16 protein-coding genes are annotated in these 17276 nt (G+C 66.0%); 11 read left to right on the top strand and 5 right to left on the bottom strand.

Annotated elements, in window-relative coordinates:
• Positions 1 to 86: 86 nt before the first annotated feature.
• From argS to KYT87_RS00575, 5 genes are all read left to right on the top strand, one after another.
• Positions 87 to 1772 carry an arginine--tRNA ligase gene (argS, locus tag KYT87_RS00595; protein WP_104144676.1) on the top strand — a complete coding sequence of 562 codons (1686 nt, stop codon included), beginning with the start codon at positions 87 to 89 and terminating at the stop codon, positions 1770 to 1772.
• A 9-nt stretch (positions 1773 to 1781) separates the two neighbouring features.
• Complete coding sequence (locus KYT87_RS00590) at positions 1782 to 2516, top strand: SPOR domain-containing protein (protein WP_219991517.1); 735 nt, start codon at positions 1782 to 1784, stop codon at positions 2514 to 2516.
• A gap of 81 nt (positions 2517 to 2597) precedes the next feature.
• A complete protein-coding gene (locus KYT87_RS00585) occupies positions 2598 to 3230 on the top strand; it encodes a thiol:disulfide interchange protein DsbA/DsbL (RefSeq protein ID WP_046803945.1) in 633 nt (210 codons plus the stop codon).
• 167 nt (positions 3231 to 3397) lie between these two features.
• Positions 3398 to 4615: an ABC transporter substrate-binding protein gene (locus KYT87_RS00580; protein WP_104144675.1), complete on the top strand. Its 1218-nt coding sequence runs from the start codon at positions 3398 to 3400 to the stop codon at positions 4613 to 4615.
• Positions 4594 to 5607, top strand: a complete 1014-nt coding sequence (locus tag KYT87_RS00575; protein WP_223264917.1) for an alpha/beta fold hydrolase — start codon at positions 4594 to 4596, stop codon at positions 5605 to 5607. Before KYT87_RS00580 ends, KYT87_RS00575 begins: the two co-directional genes overlap by 22 nt.
• Before the next feature lie 10 nt (positions 5608 to 5617).
• Here KYT87_RS00575 and metC read toward each other — a convergent pair whose 3' ends face one another.
• Entirely contained in the window at positions 5618 to 6811 is a 1194-nt protein-coding gene (gene metC / locus KYT87_RS00570; RefSeq protein WP_219991516.1) for a cystathionine beta-lyase, read from the bottom strand.
• A gap of 83 nt (positions 6812 to 6894) precedes the next feature.
• On the bottom strand, positions 6895 to 7707 hold the full coding sequence (locus KYT87_RS00565) for a nitroreductase (RefSeq protein WP_255593764.1): 813 nt from the start codon (positions 7705 to 7707) through the stop codon (positions 6895 to 6897).
• 114 nt (positions 7708 to 7821) lie between these two features.
• On the opposite strand from KYT87_RS00565, the gene KYT87_RS00560 reads away from it, so the two are divergent.
• Positions 7822 to 8448, top strand: coding sequence for a LysE family translocator (locus KYT87_RS00560; protein ID WP_046803949.1), 627 nt, complete (start codon positions 7822 to 7824; stop codon positions 8446 to 8448).
• Positions 8449 to 8481: 33 nt separating this feature from the next.
• On the opposite strand, the gene KYT87_RS00555 is transcribed toward KYT87_RS00560, so the two are convergent.
• Complete coding sequence (locus KYT87_RS00555) at positions 8482 to 9549, bottom strand: MBL fold metallo-hydrolase (protein ID WP_219991515.1); 1068 nt, start codon at positions 9547 to 9549, stop codon at positions 8482 to 8484.
• 73 nt (positions 9550 to 9622) lie between these two features.
• Between KYT87_RS00555 and KYT87_RS00550 the strand changes: the two genes are divergently transcribed.
• The 3 genes from KYT87_RS00550 (at position 9623) to KYT87_RS00540 (ending at position 11712) form a co-directional block, all read left to right on the top strand.
• Positions 9623 to 10003, top strand: coding sequence for a MerR family DNA-binding transcriptional regulator (locus tag KYT87_RS00550; protein WP_046803951.1), 381 nt, complete (start codon positions 9623 to 9625; stop codon positions 10001 to 10003).
• Positions 10004 to 10013: 10 nt separating this feature from the next.
• Entirely contained in the window at positions 10014 to 10346 is a 333-nt protein-coding gene (locus tag KYT87_RS00545; RefSeq protein WP_219991514.1) for a YnfA family protein, read from the top strand.
• A gap of 292 nt (positions 10347 to 10638) precedes the next feature.
• On the top strand, positions 10639 to 11712 hold the full coding sequence (locus KYT87_RS00540; RefSeq protein ID WP_143215231.1) for a hypothetical protein: 1074 nt from the start codon (positions 10639 to 10641) through the stop codon (positions 11710 to 11712).
• Here the strand turns inward: KYT87_RS00540 and KYT87_RS00535 are convergent.
• On the bottom strand, positions 11699 to 12670 hold the full coding sequence (locus KYT87_RS00535) for a tripartite tricarboxylate transporter substrate binding protein (RefSeq protein ID WP_046803952.1): 972 nt from the start codon (positions 12668 to 12670) through the stop codon (positions 11699 to 11701). The genes KYT87_RS00540 and KYT87_RS00535 overlap by 14 nt on opposite strands.
• Positions 12671 to 12729: 59 nt before the next feature.
• On the bottom strand, positions 12730 to 13908 hold the full coding sequence (locus KYT87_RS00530) for a M20 aminoacylase family protein (RefSeq protein WP_219991513.1): 1179 nt from the start codon (positions 13906 to 13908) through the stop codon (positions 12730 to 12732).
• 247 nt (positions 13909 to 14155) lie between these two features.
• On the opposite strand from KYT87_RS00530, the gene KYT87_RS00525 reads away from it, so the two are divergent.
• Positions 14156 to 15334, top strand: a complete 1179-nt coding sequence (locus KYT87_RS00525; RefSeq protein WP_046803954.1) for an isovaleryl-CoA dehydrogenase — start codon at positions 14156 to 14158, stop codon at positions 15332 to 15334.
• 22 nt (positions 15335 to 15356) lie between these two features.
• The gene (aceK, locus tag KYT87_RS00520) at positions 15357 to 17276 is read left to right on the top strand and encodes a bifunctional isocitrate dehydrogenase kinase/phosphatase (protein ID WP_219991512.1); all 1920 of its coding nucleotides are present in this window, start codon (positions 15357 to 15359) and stop codon (positions 17274 to 17276) included.

Here is a 17276-nt window from a genome sequence, read left to right as displayed (position 1 = left end):
CGGATGATTCCCGTGACACTGCCGGCCCGGACACCGTCCGTTTGATCCCCGCCTTGGTCACTCACCCAGAACTTCTTCAGACGCCCATGCTCCCCGAGCAACAAAAACAGCTTATCTCCCTGATCCAGGCCGCCGTTGCGCAGAGCCTTCCCGACGCCCAGGCCAATGTGCTGCTTGAGCGCCCCAAGGTCGCCGCCCACGGCGACGTCGCCACCAACGTAGCCATGCAACTGGCCAAGCCGGCCCGCCGCAACCCGCGCGAACTGGCCCAGGCCATCGTGGACGCGCTGATGGCCGCCCCCGGTGCCCGAGATCTGGTCGACAGCGCTGAAATCGCCGGCCCCGGCTTCATCAACCTGCGTATCACCGCCGCCGCGCGCCAGGCCGTCATCGCCGCCGTGGCCGAGCAGGGCGCAAGCTTTGGCCGCGCCCCGCGCAGCGGCGAGAAGATCCTGGTTGAATTCGTATCGGCCAACCCCACCGGCCCGCTGCACGTGGGCCACGCGCGCCAAGCCGCGCTGGGCGACGCCCTGTGCCGCCTGTACGACGCCATCGGCTGGGACGTCACCCGCGAGTTCTACTACAACGACGCCGGCAACCAGATCCACAACCTGGCCATCAGCGTGCAGGCGCGTGCCCGTGGCCTGACCACCGAATCCCCCGACTGGCCGGAAGACGGCTACAAGGGCGACTACATCGCCGACATCGCGCGCGACTTCCAGGCCGGCAAGACCATCCAGCCGTCCGACGGCGAACCCGTCACCGCCACCGGCAACATCGACAACCTGGACGACATCCGCGTTTTCGCCGTAGCGTACCTGCGCCGCGAACAAGACCTGGACTTGCAGGCGTTCGGCCTGGCGTTCGACAACTACTACCTGGAAAGCTCGCTGTACACGTCGGGCCGCGTCGAAGCCACCGTCAAGGCGCTGGTTGCCGGCGGTCATACCTATGAAGAAGGCGGCGCGCTGTGGCTGCGCACCACCGAACTGGGCACGGGCGACGACAAAGACCGCGTCATGCGCAAAAGCGAAGGCGGCTACACCTACTTCGTGCCGGACGTGGCGTATCACAAGGCCAAATGGGAACGCGGCTTTCACCGCGCCGTGAACATCCAGGGCAGCGACCACCACGGCACCGTGGCCCGCGTGCGCGCCGGCTTGCAGGCGCTGGAAGAGGGCATCCCCAAGGATTACCCGTCGTACGTGCTGCACAAGATGGTCAAGGTGATGCGCGGCGGCGAAGAGGTCAAGATCTCCAAGCGCGCCGGCAGCTACGTCACCATGCGCGACCTGATCGACTGGGTGGGCCGCGACGCCGTGCGCTACTTCCTGATCCAGCGCCGCGCCGACACCGAATTTGTATTTGATGTGGACCTGGCCTTGTCGAAAAGCGACGAGAACCCGGTCTATTACATCCAGTACGCGCACGCTCGCATCTGCACGATGATCAACAACGCCGGCATGCCCGCCGCTGACGTGGCCGCCGCCGATACGTCCTTGCTGACCGCGCCGTCCGAATTCGCGCTGATGCAGCGCCTGGCCGAATTCCCCAACGTGGTGGCGTTGGCGGCGCAAGACCTGTCGCCGCACCACATCGCGTTCTGGCTGCGCGACTGCGCCTCGGACTTCCACGCCTGGTACAGCGCCGAACGCGTGCTGGTGGACGACGTGGCCCTGAAGCTGGCCCGCCTGCGCCTGGCCGCCACCACGCGTCAGGTCCTGGCCAACGGCCTGGAACTGATGGGCGTATCCGCGCCCGAGCGGATGTAACATCGGTTCATGGCAACAAAGCGCAAAACCACCCGCCGTTCCTCCGGCGAAAGCGGCAGCACCCTTTACGGGGCGCTCGCCGGCCTGCTCATCGGTCTGATCGTGGCCGCCGTCGTGGCCTTCTACGTCACCAAGGCCCCGATCCCCTTCGTGGACCGGGCCACTCGCCAGGGCGACCCCGGCAAGCTGCCCGATCCGCGCCAGGCGCCGGACCCAAACGCCGGCCTGTACGGGCGCGACGGCGCGGCGGGCGCGCCACCCACCGGCCCCACCGCCACCGCTCCGGCGCCGCTGCCGGGCGCCGGCACGGGCTCGGGCGCCGCGTCCAAGCCTGACGAAACCCCGTCCCGGCTGGACGATCTGGGCGCGCTGATCGCCACGCTACCTTCCACCGCCAAACCGCAAGCCGCCGCGCCTGCGGCCAGCGCCCCCGGCACCGCCCCCACGCCGCTGTCCAAGCCCGCGCCAGCGCCCACGCCGGCTCCTGCCGCCAAGGCCGCCGCGCCGGCCGCAACCGGCACGTACTACCTGCAAGCCGGCGCGTTCCGAGGCGAAAACGACGCGGAATCGCTCAAAGCCCGCATTATTCTGCTGGGCTTGCCGGTTGCCGTGCAAAAGGCCGAAGTGAACGGCAAGCCGCTGAACCGCGTGCGCGTCGGCCCGTTTGCGCGGCTGGACGACATGAACCGGGCGCGCGGCCGCCTGGGCGAAAACAAGATCGAAACCGCCGTGGTGCGCCAGTAGCGCGATGCGGCGCCATTTTTTTCATTGAACTAATCCGGCCCCGGGCCTGTCTGTAACTTTTTACTCAGGAACCTCTCATCCATGTTGTCCCCCAAGATCGTTCGCATCATGGCCGCGGCCGCGCTGACCGCCTCCGCGTTCTTCAGCCCGGTTAGCCACGCCCAAGGCACCCAAGCCTACGTGGCCATCAACCCGCCGCTGCCCTCCGATACCCCGGGCAAAGTGGAAGTGCTGGAATTCTTCGCCTACACCTGCCCGCACTGCGCCGCCATGGAACCCATGGTCGAAGCCTGGGCCAAGACCGCGCCGTCGGACGTCGTCCTCAAGCAAGTGCCCATCGCCTTCAATGCCGGCATGAAACCGCTGCAACAGGTCTACTACACGTTCATGGCCCTGGAACGCCCCGACCTGCACGCCAAGTTCTTCACCGCCATCCACGGCGAAAACAAGCGCCTGTTCGACAAGAAGTCGATGGGCGAATGGGCCGCCTCGCAAGGCGTGGACCGCGCCAAGTTCGATTCCGTGTTTGACTCGTTCAGCGTGCAGACCCAAGTGCAGCGCGCCACGCAGCTGGCCGACGCCTACCGCATCGACGGCACCCCGTCGTTTGCCGTTGGCGGCAAGTTCATGACCTCGCCGGTCATGGCGGGCAACAGCTATGAAGGCGCCCTGAAGGAAGTCGACAAGCTGGTCCCGATGGCGCGCAACAAGTAAGTCACGCGCCCCCCTTCGCTTCATCGTGCAAAACGCCTCGGCCACATGGCCGGGGCGTTTTTCTTTGGGAAATCGTTGAGAAAGTCTTCCCTCTTTCTGATTTGCCGGGGCTACACTTTTGCCACAAGAATTCGCCGCGACGACGGCATCAAAAGGGTGGAAGACAAATGAAGCAGCAATTCCTGCGTAAACGCGCGGCACAAGCGCTGGGCCTGTGCCTGGCATTGACCGCCATCGCCACGCACGCCAACACGGCGGACGGCGTGAAGATCGGCGTACTGACGGACATGGCGGGCGTTACCGCCGACGCCACCGGCAAGGGCTCGGTGGAAGCCGCCCGACTGGCTATCGAAGAAATGGGCGGCACGGTGCTGGGCAAACCCATCTCGCTGGTCTCGGGCGACCACCAACACCGCCCCGACATCGGCAGCAGCATGGTCCGCAAGTGGTACGACACCGACGGCGTGGACGTTGTGGTGGACGTGCCCAATTCCTCGGTCGCGCTGGCGGTGCAGGGCATCGCGCGTGAAAAGAAAAAACTGGTGCTGTTCTCCAGCCCCGGCACCACGGCGCTGTCGCAGGCGCAGTGCTCGCCTTACGGCGTGCAGTGGACGTACACCACCTACGCCTTGTCGCGCGGCACCGCCACCGCTGTAGTGAACGAGGGCAACAAGCGCTGGTTCATCCTGGCGTCGGACTACGCCTTCGGCAAGCAGCTGGCGGCGGACACGGAAACCGTCGTGAAAGCCAATGGCGGCGAAGTCGCAGGCACCGTGTTCCACCCCCTGAACGCGTCGGACTTTGCGTCGTTCCTGTTGCAGGCGCAGGGCTCCAAGGCGCAGATCATTGCCATTGCGAATGCGGGCGGCGACACGATTTCGGCCATCAAGCAGGCGGCGGAATTCGGCATTGGCGGCGCACAACAGCTGGCGGCGATGCTGCTGCTGATCACGGACGTGCACAGCCTGGGGCTGCAAGCGGCGCAGAAAACCTACCTGACGGTGCCGTCGTACTGGGACATGAACGAGGGCACGCGCGCCTTCACCAAGAAGTTCGAAGCGCGCGTCGGCCGCCCGCCCACCTTCCTGCAAGCCGGTGTGTACGGCCAGGTGCGGCACTACCTGCAAGCGGTGAAGGCGGCCGGCACGGCGGACTCGGACGCAGTGATGGCCAAGATGAAATCGCTGCCCATCGATGACCCGTTCAGCATGAACGCACGCATCCGCGAAGACGGCCTGGTGGTGCGCGACATGATGCTGGCGCAAGTGAAGACCCCCGCGCAGTCCAAGGCCCCGTGGGACTACTACAACATCGTGCGCAGCATTCCCGGCGACACGCTGGCCTGGCCGCTGTCGGACAGCCAATGCCCGCTGGTCAAGCGATGACGCGGCCCAAGCCTGACGCCGGGGCTGCCCCGCGCGCGCAGCCCCGGGGCGATGCCGTCACGCTGGCGGACTTCGGCAGCTTCTACGCGGGCGGCAGGCCGGTGCGCATGGCCGGGCTGCCGCAGCGCGAGATTGCTTTCACAAAAAGCGCGTCGCTGGCGTATGACCCGAATGGCCTGTACCACTTCGAGCAGGCGTATGTGCAGTACTTCATCCCGGCGCGCTTGGCGCATCCGCTGCCCATCGTGCTGCTGCACGGCGGCGGCATGACGGGCGCGATGTGGGAACAGACGCCGGACGGTCGCGCGGGCTGGATGCAGCACTTTCTGCGCCAGGGCCACGCGGTGTATGTGGTGGACAACGTCGAGCGCGGGCGCGCCGGCTGGGCGCCGTTTGAGCAGGTGTGGCCCGAGGCGCCCATCATGCGTACCGCCGAAGAAAGCTGGTCGTTGTTCCGCCTGGGCCGCGCCGAGGATTTCGGGATGCGCCGCCCCTTCGCGGGGCAGCGCTTTCCGGTGGGTGCGTTCGACGATTTCATCCGGCACGCGGTGCCGCGCTGGCTGAGCAACAACGAGGCGGCGTTGCACGGTTTCTGCGCGGCGCTGGATCGCATCGGACCCTGCGTGGTCGTGGCGCACAGCCATGGCGGCGAGGTCGCTTACCGGGCGCTTCATGCGCGGCCCGATCTGGTGCGTGGTGTGATCGGCATCGAACCGTCAGGCTACTCCGCCGACGTCACGGCCGCCGCCGTGGCGAACAAGCCGTTCCTGTTCGTCTATGGCGACTATCTGGACGCCACGCCGCTATGGCAACGCCTGTGCGCAAGCGGGCGGGACTATGCAGAATCGTTGGCACGCCACGGCGCCCGGGTGGACACGTGGCGGCTGGCCGACATGGGTATCGCCGGCAATTCGCACATGCCGATGATGGACGACAACAGCGACGACATCGCCGCCCGCATCGGCGCGTGGATCCGCGGCGGCGTCACATAAGCGTGCGGCGCTATGCGCTGACCGCCGCCGCCTTTTCCAGCGCCTGGGTCAGGTCCGCGATGATGTCCTCGGGCGCTTCCAGGCCGATGTGCAAGCGCACCACCGCGTTCTCGCCTTCGCCCCAATAGCGGTGCTTGGACAAATCCTTGGGCGACACCAGCTGCACCAGGCTTTCGTAGCCGCCCCACGAAAAGCCGATGCCGAACAACGTCAGGGCATCCACGAACGCGCGCGCGGCGACGGGGGACAAGCGCAACTCAACCGACAGCATGCCGTTGGACCCGGAGCAATCGCGCTGCCACAGCGCGTGGCCGGGATCTTCAGGCAAAGCCGGGTGGAAAAGGCGCACGGTTTCGGGGCGACTCTTGAAGAATTCGCACACCTGCAAGGCATGGCGCGCGTGCTGCGCCATGCGGATCGGCATCGTGCGCACGCCGCGCAGCGCCAGCCAGGCGTCGTCGGCGCTGATGGAATAACCCATCGCGTACTGCGTGCGGTTCAGCTTTTTGGCAATGCCTTCGTCGTTGGTCACCACCGCGCCCAGCATCAGGTCCGAGTGCCCGCCCACGTACTTCGTGCCGGCAATGATCGACACCTGCGCCCCCAGCGTCAACGGACGGTAGATGTAGCCCGAGCCCCAGGTGTTATCGGTGGCCAGCACCAACCCGTGGCGCTTGGCGAAGGCGGCCATGGCGCCCATGTCCAGCATTTCAAACAGCAGCGAGCCGGGCGATTCCACGTACAGCAGCTTCGTGTTGGGCTGCACCAGCGCGTCCAGGTCGTCGTCGGCCGCGAAGTAGGTGATGTCGATGTTCATGCGCTTGAGCACGGCGTCGTCCAGTTCCCGCATCGGGCCGTAGACGCAATCGGAGATCAGCGCGTGGTCGCCGGCCGAGCACAGCGCCATCATGACCATCGTCATCGCGGACAAGCCCGAGGGCGCCAGGTAGCAATGCGTGCCGCCTTCCAGCTGCGTAAAGACCTGTTCCAGCGCGGCGTGGGTGTCCATGCCCATGCGGCCATAGGTGGTGGCGCGACCGCCTTCGGCCTTGCTGCGCTGCGCCTGTTCCAGCGCGGCCAGGTTCTGGAACCGCACGGTGCTGGCGCGCATCGGCGGCAGCGGCACGGGCGCGGTACCGGTCTGGGGGTCGAACGGGGCGGTGCCCGCGTGCTGCAAAACCGTATCGATGTGTTTGGAGGTCATCTTCGAAGGAACGCTGGAGAAATGAACAGGGCCGGACTCGGGGCGAACAGGGTGAACCATATCAGGCGTGGCGGCGCCTGTCCCTAGGCGGTGACCCAACTGACCGTTTCGGGCAGGTCGGCACGGCGCGTGCGGTAGCTGTTGGCCGGATGATCGGCGTCGGCATAGCCGAACGAAATGCCGCAGACCACGCGCCGGTCGGCGTCGATGCCCAGCACGTCGCGCAGTACCTCGGGGTACATCGCCAGCGACGCCTGGGCCACCGTGGCCACGCCGTTGGCCTGCGCCGCCAGCAGGAAGTTGGCGACGTAGCCGCCGCAATCCATCGCGCCGTATTCGCCCAGCGCTTCGTCGGTGGTGATGATGGCTACGTGCGGCGCATCGAACAGCTGGAAGTTGCGCAACTCTTGCCGGCGATAGGCGTCGCGATCACCGCGCGCCACGCCCACCGCGCCGTACAGCTGAAAGCCCGATTCGCGGCGGCGCGCCAGGTATTCGTTGCGGTATTCGCGGGGGAAGGGGAAGTCGGGGGTGAAGCCCGACGCCGCATCGGCTTGTTGCGCGCGCGCCAGCAGCGCGGCGCGCAAGCGATCGGTACCCGCGCCTTCGGTCACCGCGACCCGCCAGGGCTGGCAGTTGCACCATGACGCCGTGCGCTGGGCCAGCGTCAAGATGCGTTCGATGACGTCGCGCGGCACGGGCGCGGGCAGGAAGGCACGGCAGCTGTGCCGGGCCAGCAGCAGGGCGTGCAGCGCGGCGTCGGGGCCGGCTGCGGTGTCGAGGCCGGGGCCAGCGTGGGAGGCATGTCGGGCCGGGGCGGCTTGCGATGCTTGGGACGCTTGCGATGTTTCTGGCGCTTGCGATGCTTGCGATGCCTGCGCGGCGTTTGTCGTCATGGCGTGTCTCTCTCTGTCCTTGGGGTTCCGTGGCAGCGCTGAACTGCGGGGAATTTGCCCTTATGATGCCATTCTCCGGGCTACCCGGCGCCCACCTCCACCAGGCCACGTCCCATGCTGCCCTTCGACACCCTGATCGCTTTTTTCGGCATTGCCGTGCTGCTGGCGCTGACGCCCGGGCCGGACAATGTGTTCGTGCTGATGCAGTCCGCTATCTGGGGACGCAAGGCGGGCATGCTGGTGGTGCTGGGGCTGTGCACCGGTCTGCTGGGCCACACGGCCGCCGTCGCCCTCGGGCTTGCCGCCGTGTTCGCGGCCTCGCCCATGGCGTTCACGGCCCTTAAGCTGGCGGGTGCGGCGTACCTGACATACCTGGCGTGGCAGATCCTGCGCGCCCCCGTGGAATCGGAAGACGGCAAACGGCCCGAACCGCTCAAGCCCGGCGCGCTGTACCGGCGCGGCATCGTCATGAACCTGACCAACCCCAAGGTGCTGCTGTTCTTCTTCGCCTTCCTGCCGCAATTCACCACGCCCGCGCTGGGCCCGGTCGGCTTGCAGGTCATGCAGCTGGGCGCCGTGTTCATGGTGTCGACGTTGCTGGTGTTCGGCGCCATCGCGTTCTTTTCCGGCGCGTTCGGCGAACTGCTGCAACGCTCGGTCACGGCCAAGCGTTGGCTCAATCGCATCGCCGCCCTGGTGTTCGTGGGCCTTGCCGTCAGGCTGGCCACGGCGACACGCTGACGGGTCCGGTCATGAACCCGCCGCGCTTGTCGATCACGCAGCCGTGAACCGCACAATGCCGTCGTCGCCGGTGGCACGACGCAGCTTGCCCTCGAAATACAGCGCATGCAGGTGCGCCAGCGCTTCGCCCATGGCGAAGGTCAGCTGATGCAGGTCCAGCTTGCGCTTGAACAGCACCGGCAAGATGTCCGTCGTTGACTGCGGCTGCGCGGCGCATGCCTCAAGCACTTCGGCCAGACGATCGCGGTGGTGTTCGTGCTGCTGCGCAATGCGCTCGTGCAGGCCCTTGAACGGCCGCCCGTGCGAGGGCAACACCAGCGCGTCGCGGGGCAGGCCGGCGTAGCCGTCCAGCGACCGCAGGTACAGCGGCAAGGGGTTGGCGTCGGGCTCGTAATCGAACACGCTGATGTTGGTGGAAATGCGCGGCAGCACCATGTCGCCCGAGATCAGCACGTTCAGGTCGGCGCTGTATAGCGAGGCGTGTTCCGGCGCGTGGCCGTAACCCACGATCACGCGCCAGTCGTGGTCACCGATGCGCACCTGATCGCCGTGCATGATGCGCGTGTAGCGGGCGGGCACCGCCGGCACCAGGTTGGGGTAGTAGTTGGCGCGCTGGCGGATCTGCTCTTGCGCGTCCAGGTCCGTCAGGCCGTGGCGCGCAAAGTGTTCGACGGCGGATTGGCCGCCCGGGCCGCCGCCCGCTTCGTTACGGCGCGACGACCACAACGAGGCCACCATGAAGTCCGTCATCGTCATCCACAGCCGCGCGTTCCAGCGTTCGCACAGCCAATGCGCCAGGCCGATGTGGTCGGGGTGCATATGCGTGACCAGGACGCGCAGCACGGGCAGGCCTTCCAGTTCGTTCTTGAAGACGTCTTCCCACAAGGCCTTGACCTCGTCGCGCGAGATGCCACAGTCAACGATGGTCCAGCCGTCCTGGCCGTCGATGCGGTCGCGCAGCAGCCAGAGGTTGATATGATCCAGCGCGAACGGCAGCGGCATCCGGATCCACTTGACGCCTTCCGCCACCACATGGGCCCGGCCGGCTTCGGGCTGGAAGTCCGCCCAGGGGTACTGCAATTTCTGTTCGTTGGGGTTCATTGCCTCTTGCTCCACGCTTGACGTTGACGTCAAGTCATCATAATTTACGTTTACGTAAACTGCCACACGCCGCATGCCCTCGTCAACCTGGACCATCTCTGAGCTCGCCCGCGAGTTCGACGTCACGCCTCGCACGATCCGCTTCTATGAAGACCAGGGTATCGTCAGCCCGGCGCGCGAGGGCCGCAACCGCATCTTTGGCCCGCGCGACCGCACGCGCCTGAAACTGGCGCTACGCGGCAAACGCCTGGGCTTGCAGCTGTCTGAAATCCTGACGCTGATCGACATGTACGACGGCCCCGGCGATACCGAAGTGCAATTGCGCCAGTACCTCAGCGTGCTGGAGCAGCACCGCGACACGCTGGAACAACAGCGCCGCGACATCGAAGACACCTTGCAGGAAATTGCGCAGCAGGAACGCGAATGCCGCGCGCTGCTGGCGCAAAAACCCTGAGGGCGCGCACGTGGCGGCCCTGCAAACCCTTGCGCTGTTCGTCCTGACGGCGCTGGCCGAAATCATCGGCTGCTACCTTCCATACCTGTGGTTGCGCAAGGGCCATTCCATCTGGCTACTTGCCCCGGCGGGGGCCAGCCTGGCGCTTTTCGCGTGGCTGCTGACTTTGCATCCCGCCGCCTCCGGCCGCGTCTACGCCGCTTACGGCGGCGTGTACATCGGCATGGCGTTGATGTGGTTGTGGGCGGTTGACGGCGTGCGGCCCAGCGCAAGCGACTGGCTGGGCGTGGGCCTGTGCCTGGCCGGCATGCTCGTGATCATGTTCGGAACCCGCCCGACCTGACGCGGCCCGACCTGACGCGGCGCGGCCTGCGCGGCCCGGCCTGACGCGGCCCAGCCTGCGCGGCCCGACCTCCCCCCGTCGGCGCCTCAGAAAGTTCCGATCAAAAATAAGACTTATCCAATATCTTTGCGTCCGACAGGAAGGCAAGATCGGCAATCGCCATCCCCGCTGCATCGCGGCCGTGATTGCCCGAAGCCCTTGCGCGCCTTCCTTCGGCTTTGCTTCTGTCTTGCCGGGTTCTTGCGGCGGCGCACGGTGGTCAATGGCGGTGTCTCTGGCAACAGGATTCCTCATGCACACGAAGCCCCAACACCCCATCCTCGACCGCCAACCGCAATTGCGCATCGCCGCCGACGCGGCCGGCTTTGAATGCCTGGATACGCATTGGCGGGGCTTGTCGGCGATGTACCGTTTCCAATGCACCGCAGGGCACCAATTCCAGCGCACGCTGCAAACTTTCGGCCGCGCGCTGCAAGTCAAATGCCCGTTATGCGCGGCCGAGGCCAACTTCACACGCCTGGGCGAACTGGCGCAGAAGAACGGGGTCACCTGCCTGGAGCCGCACTGGCTGGGCTGGGATGTACCGCATCGCTTTCAATGCGACGCCGGCCACGCCTGGAACCGCAAGGGCAACAAGGCGCTGCAACGTATCGGTTGCGCCGTGTGTGGGCGCGACGCGGGCTACCGGCGTCGGCGCGACGACCTGCTGGTGCGTATCCAGAAGACCGCCATCGCGCGCGGCGGGCAGTGCCTGGATACCGCCAGCCCGCGCGGGCAAAAGAGCTTTCAGTTCCGCTGCGGCGCGGGGCACGAATGGGAAGCGGCGGGTGCGGATGTGCTGCGTCGAACCTGGTGCCCGGAATGCGCGCGCCTGCGCAAGGTCGAAGGCTATCGGCATCCCGACGGCCTGGCCCGCCTGCAACGCAAGGCCAAAGAGCGGGGCGGCCTGTGCCTGTCGGACGCGTATCGCGGGCTGGGCGTGCGGTATCGATTCCGCTGCGCCGACGGCCACGAATGGCTGACCACCGGCGGCAAAATTCTGCTGGGCAGTTGGTGCGGCGTTTGCGCCAACTTGAACAAGCGGCTGGGCATCGAGGCCGCGCATCAGGCGGCCCGCGATCGCGGTGGCGAATGCCTGACGTCCGTGTACTTGAACACCACCCGAAAAATGCACTGGCTGTGTCATCGCGGTCACGATTGGCATGCGCCGTTCGCGTCGATTCGCGCGGGCCATTGGTGCGCGCAGTGCGCCCACATGGCCCGCATCACCAATGCCAAATCGTTGGCCGCCATGCGTTATCGGGTCATGGGGCTGCCGGTGGATGACCGCGGGCTGCCCCACAAGCCCAGGCTTAATCGGCCTTGATATTGCCTTCTTTGATCAGGCGGGCGTTGTTGGTGAATTCCGCCTGCACCTGCTTGGCAAACGCCTCGCCGGTCGCGGTGCCCGGTTGCAGATACGACTTGGCCAGCAGGTCCTGGAAATCAGCGCTGGCCACCGCGCGCGTCAGCGCCGCCAGCAGCGGCTGGGACACGGTGGGCGGCAAGTTGGCGGGCGCAAACACGCCGAAGTTCGAGTAGTACTGCGCCTGCGGCAACTTCAGTTCGGCCATCGTCGGCACGTCGGGCCATGCGGCCAGGCGTTGCGGCGCCATCACCGCCAGCGGCTTTAACGCGCCGTTAGCCACGTGCGGCAAGACCACGTCGCTATTGACCACCAGCAATTCCACCACGCCGCCCAGCCCGTCGGTCAGCGCCTGACTGTTGCCCCGATAGGGCACGTGCAGCATCTGCGTGCCGGTCTGCCTGGTGACGGCGGCCATGCCGATATGCGCCACGGTGCCCTGGCCCGGCGTGCCGTAACGCACGCCTTCCGGATGCGACTTGGCGTAGTCGATCAAGCCCGCAAAGTCCTTGACCGGCAGGGCCTTGGTGGCAACGATGGCCACCGGCGCGACGGCCACGCTGGCCACCGGCGTCAGGTCCTTCATCGGGTCGTAGTTGGTCTTGGCCAGATGCGGGAAGATCGTCAGCGGGCTGGTCGACGCCAGCAGCAGCGTCGTGCCGTCCGGCTGCGAACGCGCAACGAAGTCAGTGCCCACCGAAGCGCCCGCGCCCGGCTTGTTTTCAACGATGACCGTAACGTTGGCTTCCTTGCGCAGCACGTCGCCCAAACGGCGACCGATGGCGTCCGCGCTACCGCCCGCCGTGTACGGCACCACCAGCGTGATGGGTTTGGCGGGCCAGCCTTGGGCCATGGCGCCGCTTGCCACGATTGCCAGAGCCGCCCCCGCGGCCTTGATCAGCAAAGTCTTCTTTTTCATATTGTCCTGGTGATGTTGCGTAGCACTGCGTGAGGTAAAGCGTCGGGCGAACAGGCCCGTCAGGCCGTCAGATAGCGTTGCGCCAGGCGAACCCAGTACGACGCGCCCGCCGGAATCAACGAATCATTGAAGTCATAGCTGGCGTTGTGCAACATGCACGGGCCCAGCCCGTGGCCGGCCATGCGGTGTTCGCCGTCGCCGTTGCCCAGGAAGACATAGCAACCCGGCTTTTCCTGCAACAGGAACGCGAAGTCTTCCGATGCCATGGCGGGTTCGATCGTCAGCGCGCGTTCGTCGCCGACCACATCGCGCATGACCTGCATGCAGAATTCCGTTTCGGCCACGGTGTTGACCAGCGCCGGGTAGCGGCGTTCGAAGAACACGTCGGCCTCGCAGCCGTGCGCGGCGGCGATGTTGCCGGCTATTTCGTTCATGCGGCGTTCGATCAGGTCGACGACCTCGGTGCGATACGCCCGCACCGAGCCGCCCAGCCACGCCGTGTTCGGAATGACGTTGATGACGCTGCCGCCTGCCTGCACCTGCGTGATCGACAGCACCGCCGCGTCCAGCGGACGCTTGCTGCGGGTCAGGATGGTTTGCAGCGCCTGGCCGATGGCGAACAGCGCGGGCACCGGGTCGTTGCAATCCTGCGGCGCGGCGGCGTGGCCACCCTTGCCCTTGACGGTGATCTTGAAGCCATTGGCCGCCGCCATCATCGGGCCGGCGCATACGCCGAACGACCCGGCCGGCAGGCCCGGCCAGTTGTGCATGCCAAATACGGCTTCACAGGGAAAGCGTGTAAACAGGCCGTCCTGGATCATGGCGCGGCCGCCGGCGCCGCCTTCCTCGGCAGGCTGGAAACACAGGTAGACGGTGCCATCAAAGCCGCCGGCCGTCTGCAAGTGCCGCGCCGCCGCCAGCAGCATGGCGGTGTGGCCGTCGTGGCCGCAACCGTGCATCTTGCCGTCATGGCGCGAGCGGTGTTCAAACTGGTTTTCTTCCTGCATGGGCAGGGCGTCCATGTCGGCGCGCAGCATGATGGCCCGGTCCGACGTGCCACGCTTGATCACGCCCACCACACCGGTCTTGGCGATGCCCGTATGCGTCTCGATGCCCCAGCCGCGCAGCGTGTCCGCCACCACTTTGGCGGTTCGGTGCTCTTCGTAGCACAGCTCCGGGTGCATATGGATATCGCGCCGCAGCGCCACAATTTCGTCCAGATTGGATAGTTCAAGCACGGCAGACTCCGCTTCGGTCAGGCAAATTCGGGGGACAGGCAGGCATAGTAAACAGCGTTCTTCCCCATGAAAGCGGCAAATTCCTAGGGATAACCCGACTCCAATTTACGTTTACGTAAACGTAATATTTGCGGTGCATCATTGCGCGGCGACACCGGATCGGCGCATGATGAGCCACACGATGGCGGCACGGCGCTGGCCACAGGCGCCCATAAGAATGTAAGTACCCACTATCACGGAGACATCGATGAACCTTCCCGGCCTGAACTTCGACCTGGGCGAAGACCTGGACATGCTGCGCGACGCCGTGCGCAATTTTGCGCAGGCCGAGATCGCTCCGCGCGCTGCCGAGGTGGATCGCAGCGACCAGTTCCCGATGGACCTCTGGCGCAAATTCGGTGAGCTTGGCGTGCTGGGCATGACGGCCGACGAAGAATACGGCGGCGCCAACATGGGCTACCTGGCCCATATGGTGGTGATGGAAGAAATCTCGCGCGCCAGCGCCTCGGTCGGCCTGTCATACGGCGCGCACTCGAACCTGTGCGTGAACCAGATCAACCGCAACGGCACGGCCGCACAAAAGGCCAAGTACCTGCCCAAGCTGATCTCCGGCGAACACGTGGGCGCCTTGGCCATGAGCGAACCGGGCGCCGGCTCGGACGTGGTCAGCATGAAACTGCGCGCCGACAAGAAGGGCGACCGCTACGTGCTGAACGGCACCAAGATGTGGATCACCAACGGCCCCGACGCCGACACGCTGGTGGTCTACGCCAAGACCGACCCCGAGGCCCACCAGCGCGGCATCACCGCCTTCCTGGTCGAAAAAGGCTTCAAGGGCTTTTCGGTGGCGCAAAAGCTGGACAAGCTGGGCATGCGCGGCAGCCACACGGGTGAACTCGTGTTCCAGGACTGCGAAATCCCCGAAGAAAACGTGCTGGGCCAGGTCAACGGCGGCGTCAAGGTGCTGATGAGCGGGCTGGACTACGAACGCGCCGTCTTGTCCGGCGGCCCGCTGGGCATCATGCAGGCCGTGATGGACGTGGTGGTGCCCTACATCCATGACCGCAAGCAGTTTGGCCAGGCCATCGGCGAATTCCAGCTGATCCAGGGCAAGGTCGCCGACCTGTACACCACGCTGCAAGCCAGCCGCGCCTTCTGCTACCAGGTCGGCAAGAACCTGGACAAACTGGGCGCCGAACACGTGCGCCAGGTGCGCAAGGACTGCGCCGCATTGATCCTGTACACGGCCGAGAAGGCCACGTGGATGGCGGGCGAAGGCGTGCAGATCCTGGGCGGCAACGGCTACATCAACGAATACCCGGTGGGGCGCCTGTGGCGCGACGCCAAGCTGTATGAAATTGGCGCGGGCACCAGCGAAATCCGCCGCATGCTGATCGGCCGCGAACTGTTCAACGAAACCGCCTGACACGCCGGCCGAGCGCCCCACCATGATCCGCATGTCCGATGTCCAGCATATCGAGCAGGCCCCCGCCCCGGGGCCCTCGGCACTGGACGTGGCGCGGATCATCCTGGCCGGGTTTGACCGCCACTACGCGCTGTTTCGCTACAGCGCGCAGCGGGCCAAGGCGCTGTTCGAATCGGGCGACTGGCACGGCATCCAGCACCTGTCGCGCGAACGCATCGAGTACTACGACATGCGTGTGCGCGAATGCGCCACGCAGCTGGAAGCGGTGCTGCGCGGCCGCCCGGAAGGCGCGCTGGACGACATCCCGGGCCACAACGGCAACGCCAGCGGCAACGGCGTGGCCGTACCCGCCCTGACCGGCGCCCAGACCGCCTACTGGCAACAGATCAAGCAGGAATTCGTGGGCCTGCTGGGCGAGCACAAGCAGCCGGAATGCGCCGAGACCTTCTTCAATTCAGTCTCGTGCCGCCTGTTGCACCGCGACTATTTCCACAACGATTTCCTGTTCGTGCGGCCCGCCGTTGCAACCGACTACCTGGACAGCAGCACCCCGTCGTACCGGGTGTATTACCCGGCAACCGACGGCCTGGAAAAAAGCCTGATCCGCATGGTGGCCGACTTCGGCCTGGCGCTGCCTTTCGAAGACCTGCCGCGCGATACGCGCATGCTGGCGCGCGCCGCCGTCGCGCAATTGCGCACGCTGCTGCCGCGCCACGTGGGCCGGCGCATCGCCAGCGATTGCCAGATCCATGCGCTGGGCTCGCTGTTCTTTCGCAACAAGGGCGCCTACATCGTCGGCCGCCTGATCAACCAGACCACCGTCTACCCCTTTGCCGTGGCGCTGACGCGCAACCCGGCGGGCCAGGTCACGCTGGACGCGCTGCTGCTGGGCGCCGACGACCTGAGCACGCTGTTCAGCTTCACACGCGCCTATTTCCTGGTCGACATGGAAACGCCGGCCGCCGTGGTGAACTTCCTGGCCAGCCTGTTGCCGCGCAAGCCCAAGGCCGAGCTCTACACCATGATCGGCCTGCAAAAGCAGGGCAAGACGCTGTTCTACCGCGACTTCCTGCATCACCTGGCCCATTCGCGCGACGCCTTCGACATTGCGCCCGGCATCAAGGGCATGGTGATGTGCGTGTTCACGCTGCCGTCCTACCCCTATGTGTTCAAGCTCATCAAGGACCGCATCGACAAAGACGGCATGGACCACGCCACCGTGCGGCGCAAGTACCAGATGGTCAAGCTGCATGACCGTGTGGGCCGCATGGCCGATACCTGGGAGTATTCGCAGGTGGCGTTGCCGCGCAGCCGCTTCGCGCCCGCCTTGCTGGACGAACTGCGCCGCCTGGTGCCCAGCCTGATCGAAGAAACGGCCGACACAGTCGTCATCCGCCACGTCTACATCGAACGGCGGATGACGCCGCTCAATATCTATCTGCGCCAGGCCTCCGACGCCTTGCTGGACCCCGCCGTGCGTGAATACGGCGACGCCATCCGCCAGTTGGCCGCCGCCAATATCTTCCCCGGCGACATGCTTTACAAGAACTTCGGCGTGACGCGCCTGGGCCGCGTCGTCTTTTATGACTACGACGAAATCCAGCGCATGACCGAGATGAATTTCCGGCGCATTCCGCCGGCTCCCAACGAAGAAGCGGAAATGGCGTCCGAACCCTGGTACGCCATCGGACCGAACGACGTATTTCCCGAAGAATTCGGCCGCTTCCTGCTGGGCGACGCGCGCGTGCGCGGCGCCTTCATGCGTCACCATGCCGACCTGCTGGAACCGGACTGGTGGCAAGCCTGCCGCGCCCAAGTGGCGCAGGGCCGTATTGAAGAATTTTTCCCTTACGATACGGACAGACGCCTGCGTCCGGCACGCCTTTCTGGCGACCGCGCAGCGCCGACACCCAGACGCTGTCCCGACCCCCACAGGAGTTAG

The sequence above is a fragment of the Achromobacter sp. ES-001 genome (assembly GCF_019448355.1).
In the GTDB taxonomy this organism is placed as follows: domain Bacteria; phylum Pseudomonadota; class Gammaproteobacteria; order Burkholderiales; family Burkholderiaceae_B; genus Achromobacter; species Achromobacter spanius_B.
Note: the sequence above shows the minus strand (reverse complement) of the source record. Positions and strands in the feature narration are given on the sequence as shown.

Coding starts and splice junctions, on each gene's coding strand:
- argS (WP_104144676.1), top strand. CDS start 87: ATGCTCCCCGAGCAACAAAAACAGCTTATCTCCCTGATCCAGGCCGCC.
- KYT87_RS00590 (WP_219991517.1), top strand. CDS start 1,782: ATGGCAACAAAGCGCAAAACCACCCGCCGTTCCTCCGGCGAAAGCGGC.
- KYT87_RS00585 (WP_046803945.1), top strand. CDS start 2,598: ATGTTGTCCCCCAAGATCGTTCGCATCATGGCCGCGGCCGCGCTGACC.
- KYT87_RS00580 (WP_104144675.1), top strand. CDS start 3,398: ATGAAGCAGCAATTCCTGCGTAAACGCGCGGCACAAGCGCTGGGCCTG.
- KYT87_RS00575 (WP_223264917.1), top strand. CDS start 4,594: ATGCCCGCTGGTCAAGCGATGACGCGGCCCAAGCCTGACGCCGGGGCT.
- metC (WP_219991516.1), bottom strand. CDS start 6,811: ATGACCTCCAAACACATCGATACGGTTTTGCAGCACGCGGGCACCGCC.
- KYT87_RS00565 (WP_255593764.1), bottom strand. CDS start 7,707: ATGACGACAAACGCCGCGCAGGCATCGCAAGCATCGCAAGCGCCAGAA.
- KYT87_RS00560 (WP_046803949.1), top strand. CDS start 7,822: ATGCTGCCCTTCGACACCCTGATCGCTTTTTTCGGCATTGCCGTGCTG.
- KYT87_RS00555 (WP_219991515.1), bottom strand. CDS start 9,549: ATGAACCCCAACGAACAGAAATTGCAGTACCCCTGGGCGGACTTCCAG.
- KYT87_RS00550 (WP_046803951.1), top strand. CDS start 9,623: ATGCCCTCGTCAACCTGGACCATCTCTGAGCTCGCCCGCGAGTTCGAC.
- KYT87_RS00540 (WP_143215231.1), top strand. CDS start 10,639: ATGCACACGAAGCCCCAACACCCCATCCTCGACCGCCAACCGCAATTG.
- KYT87_RS00535 (WP_046803952.1), bottom strand. CDS start 12,670: ATGAAAAAGAAGACTTTGCTGATCAAGGCCGCGGGGGCGGCTCTGGCA.
- KYT87_RS00525 (WP_046803954.1), top strand. CDS start 14,156: ATGAACCTTCCCGGCCTGAACTTCGACCTGGGCGAAGACCTGGACATG.
- aceK (WP_219991512.1), top strand. CDS start 15,357: ATGATCCGCATGTCCGATGTCCAGCATATCGAGCAGGCCCCCGCCCCG.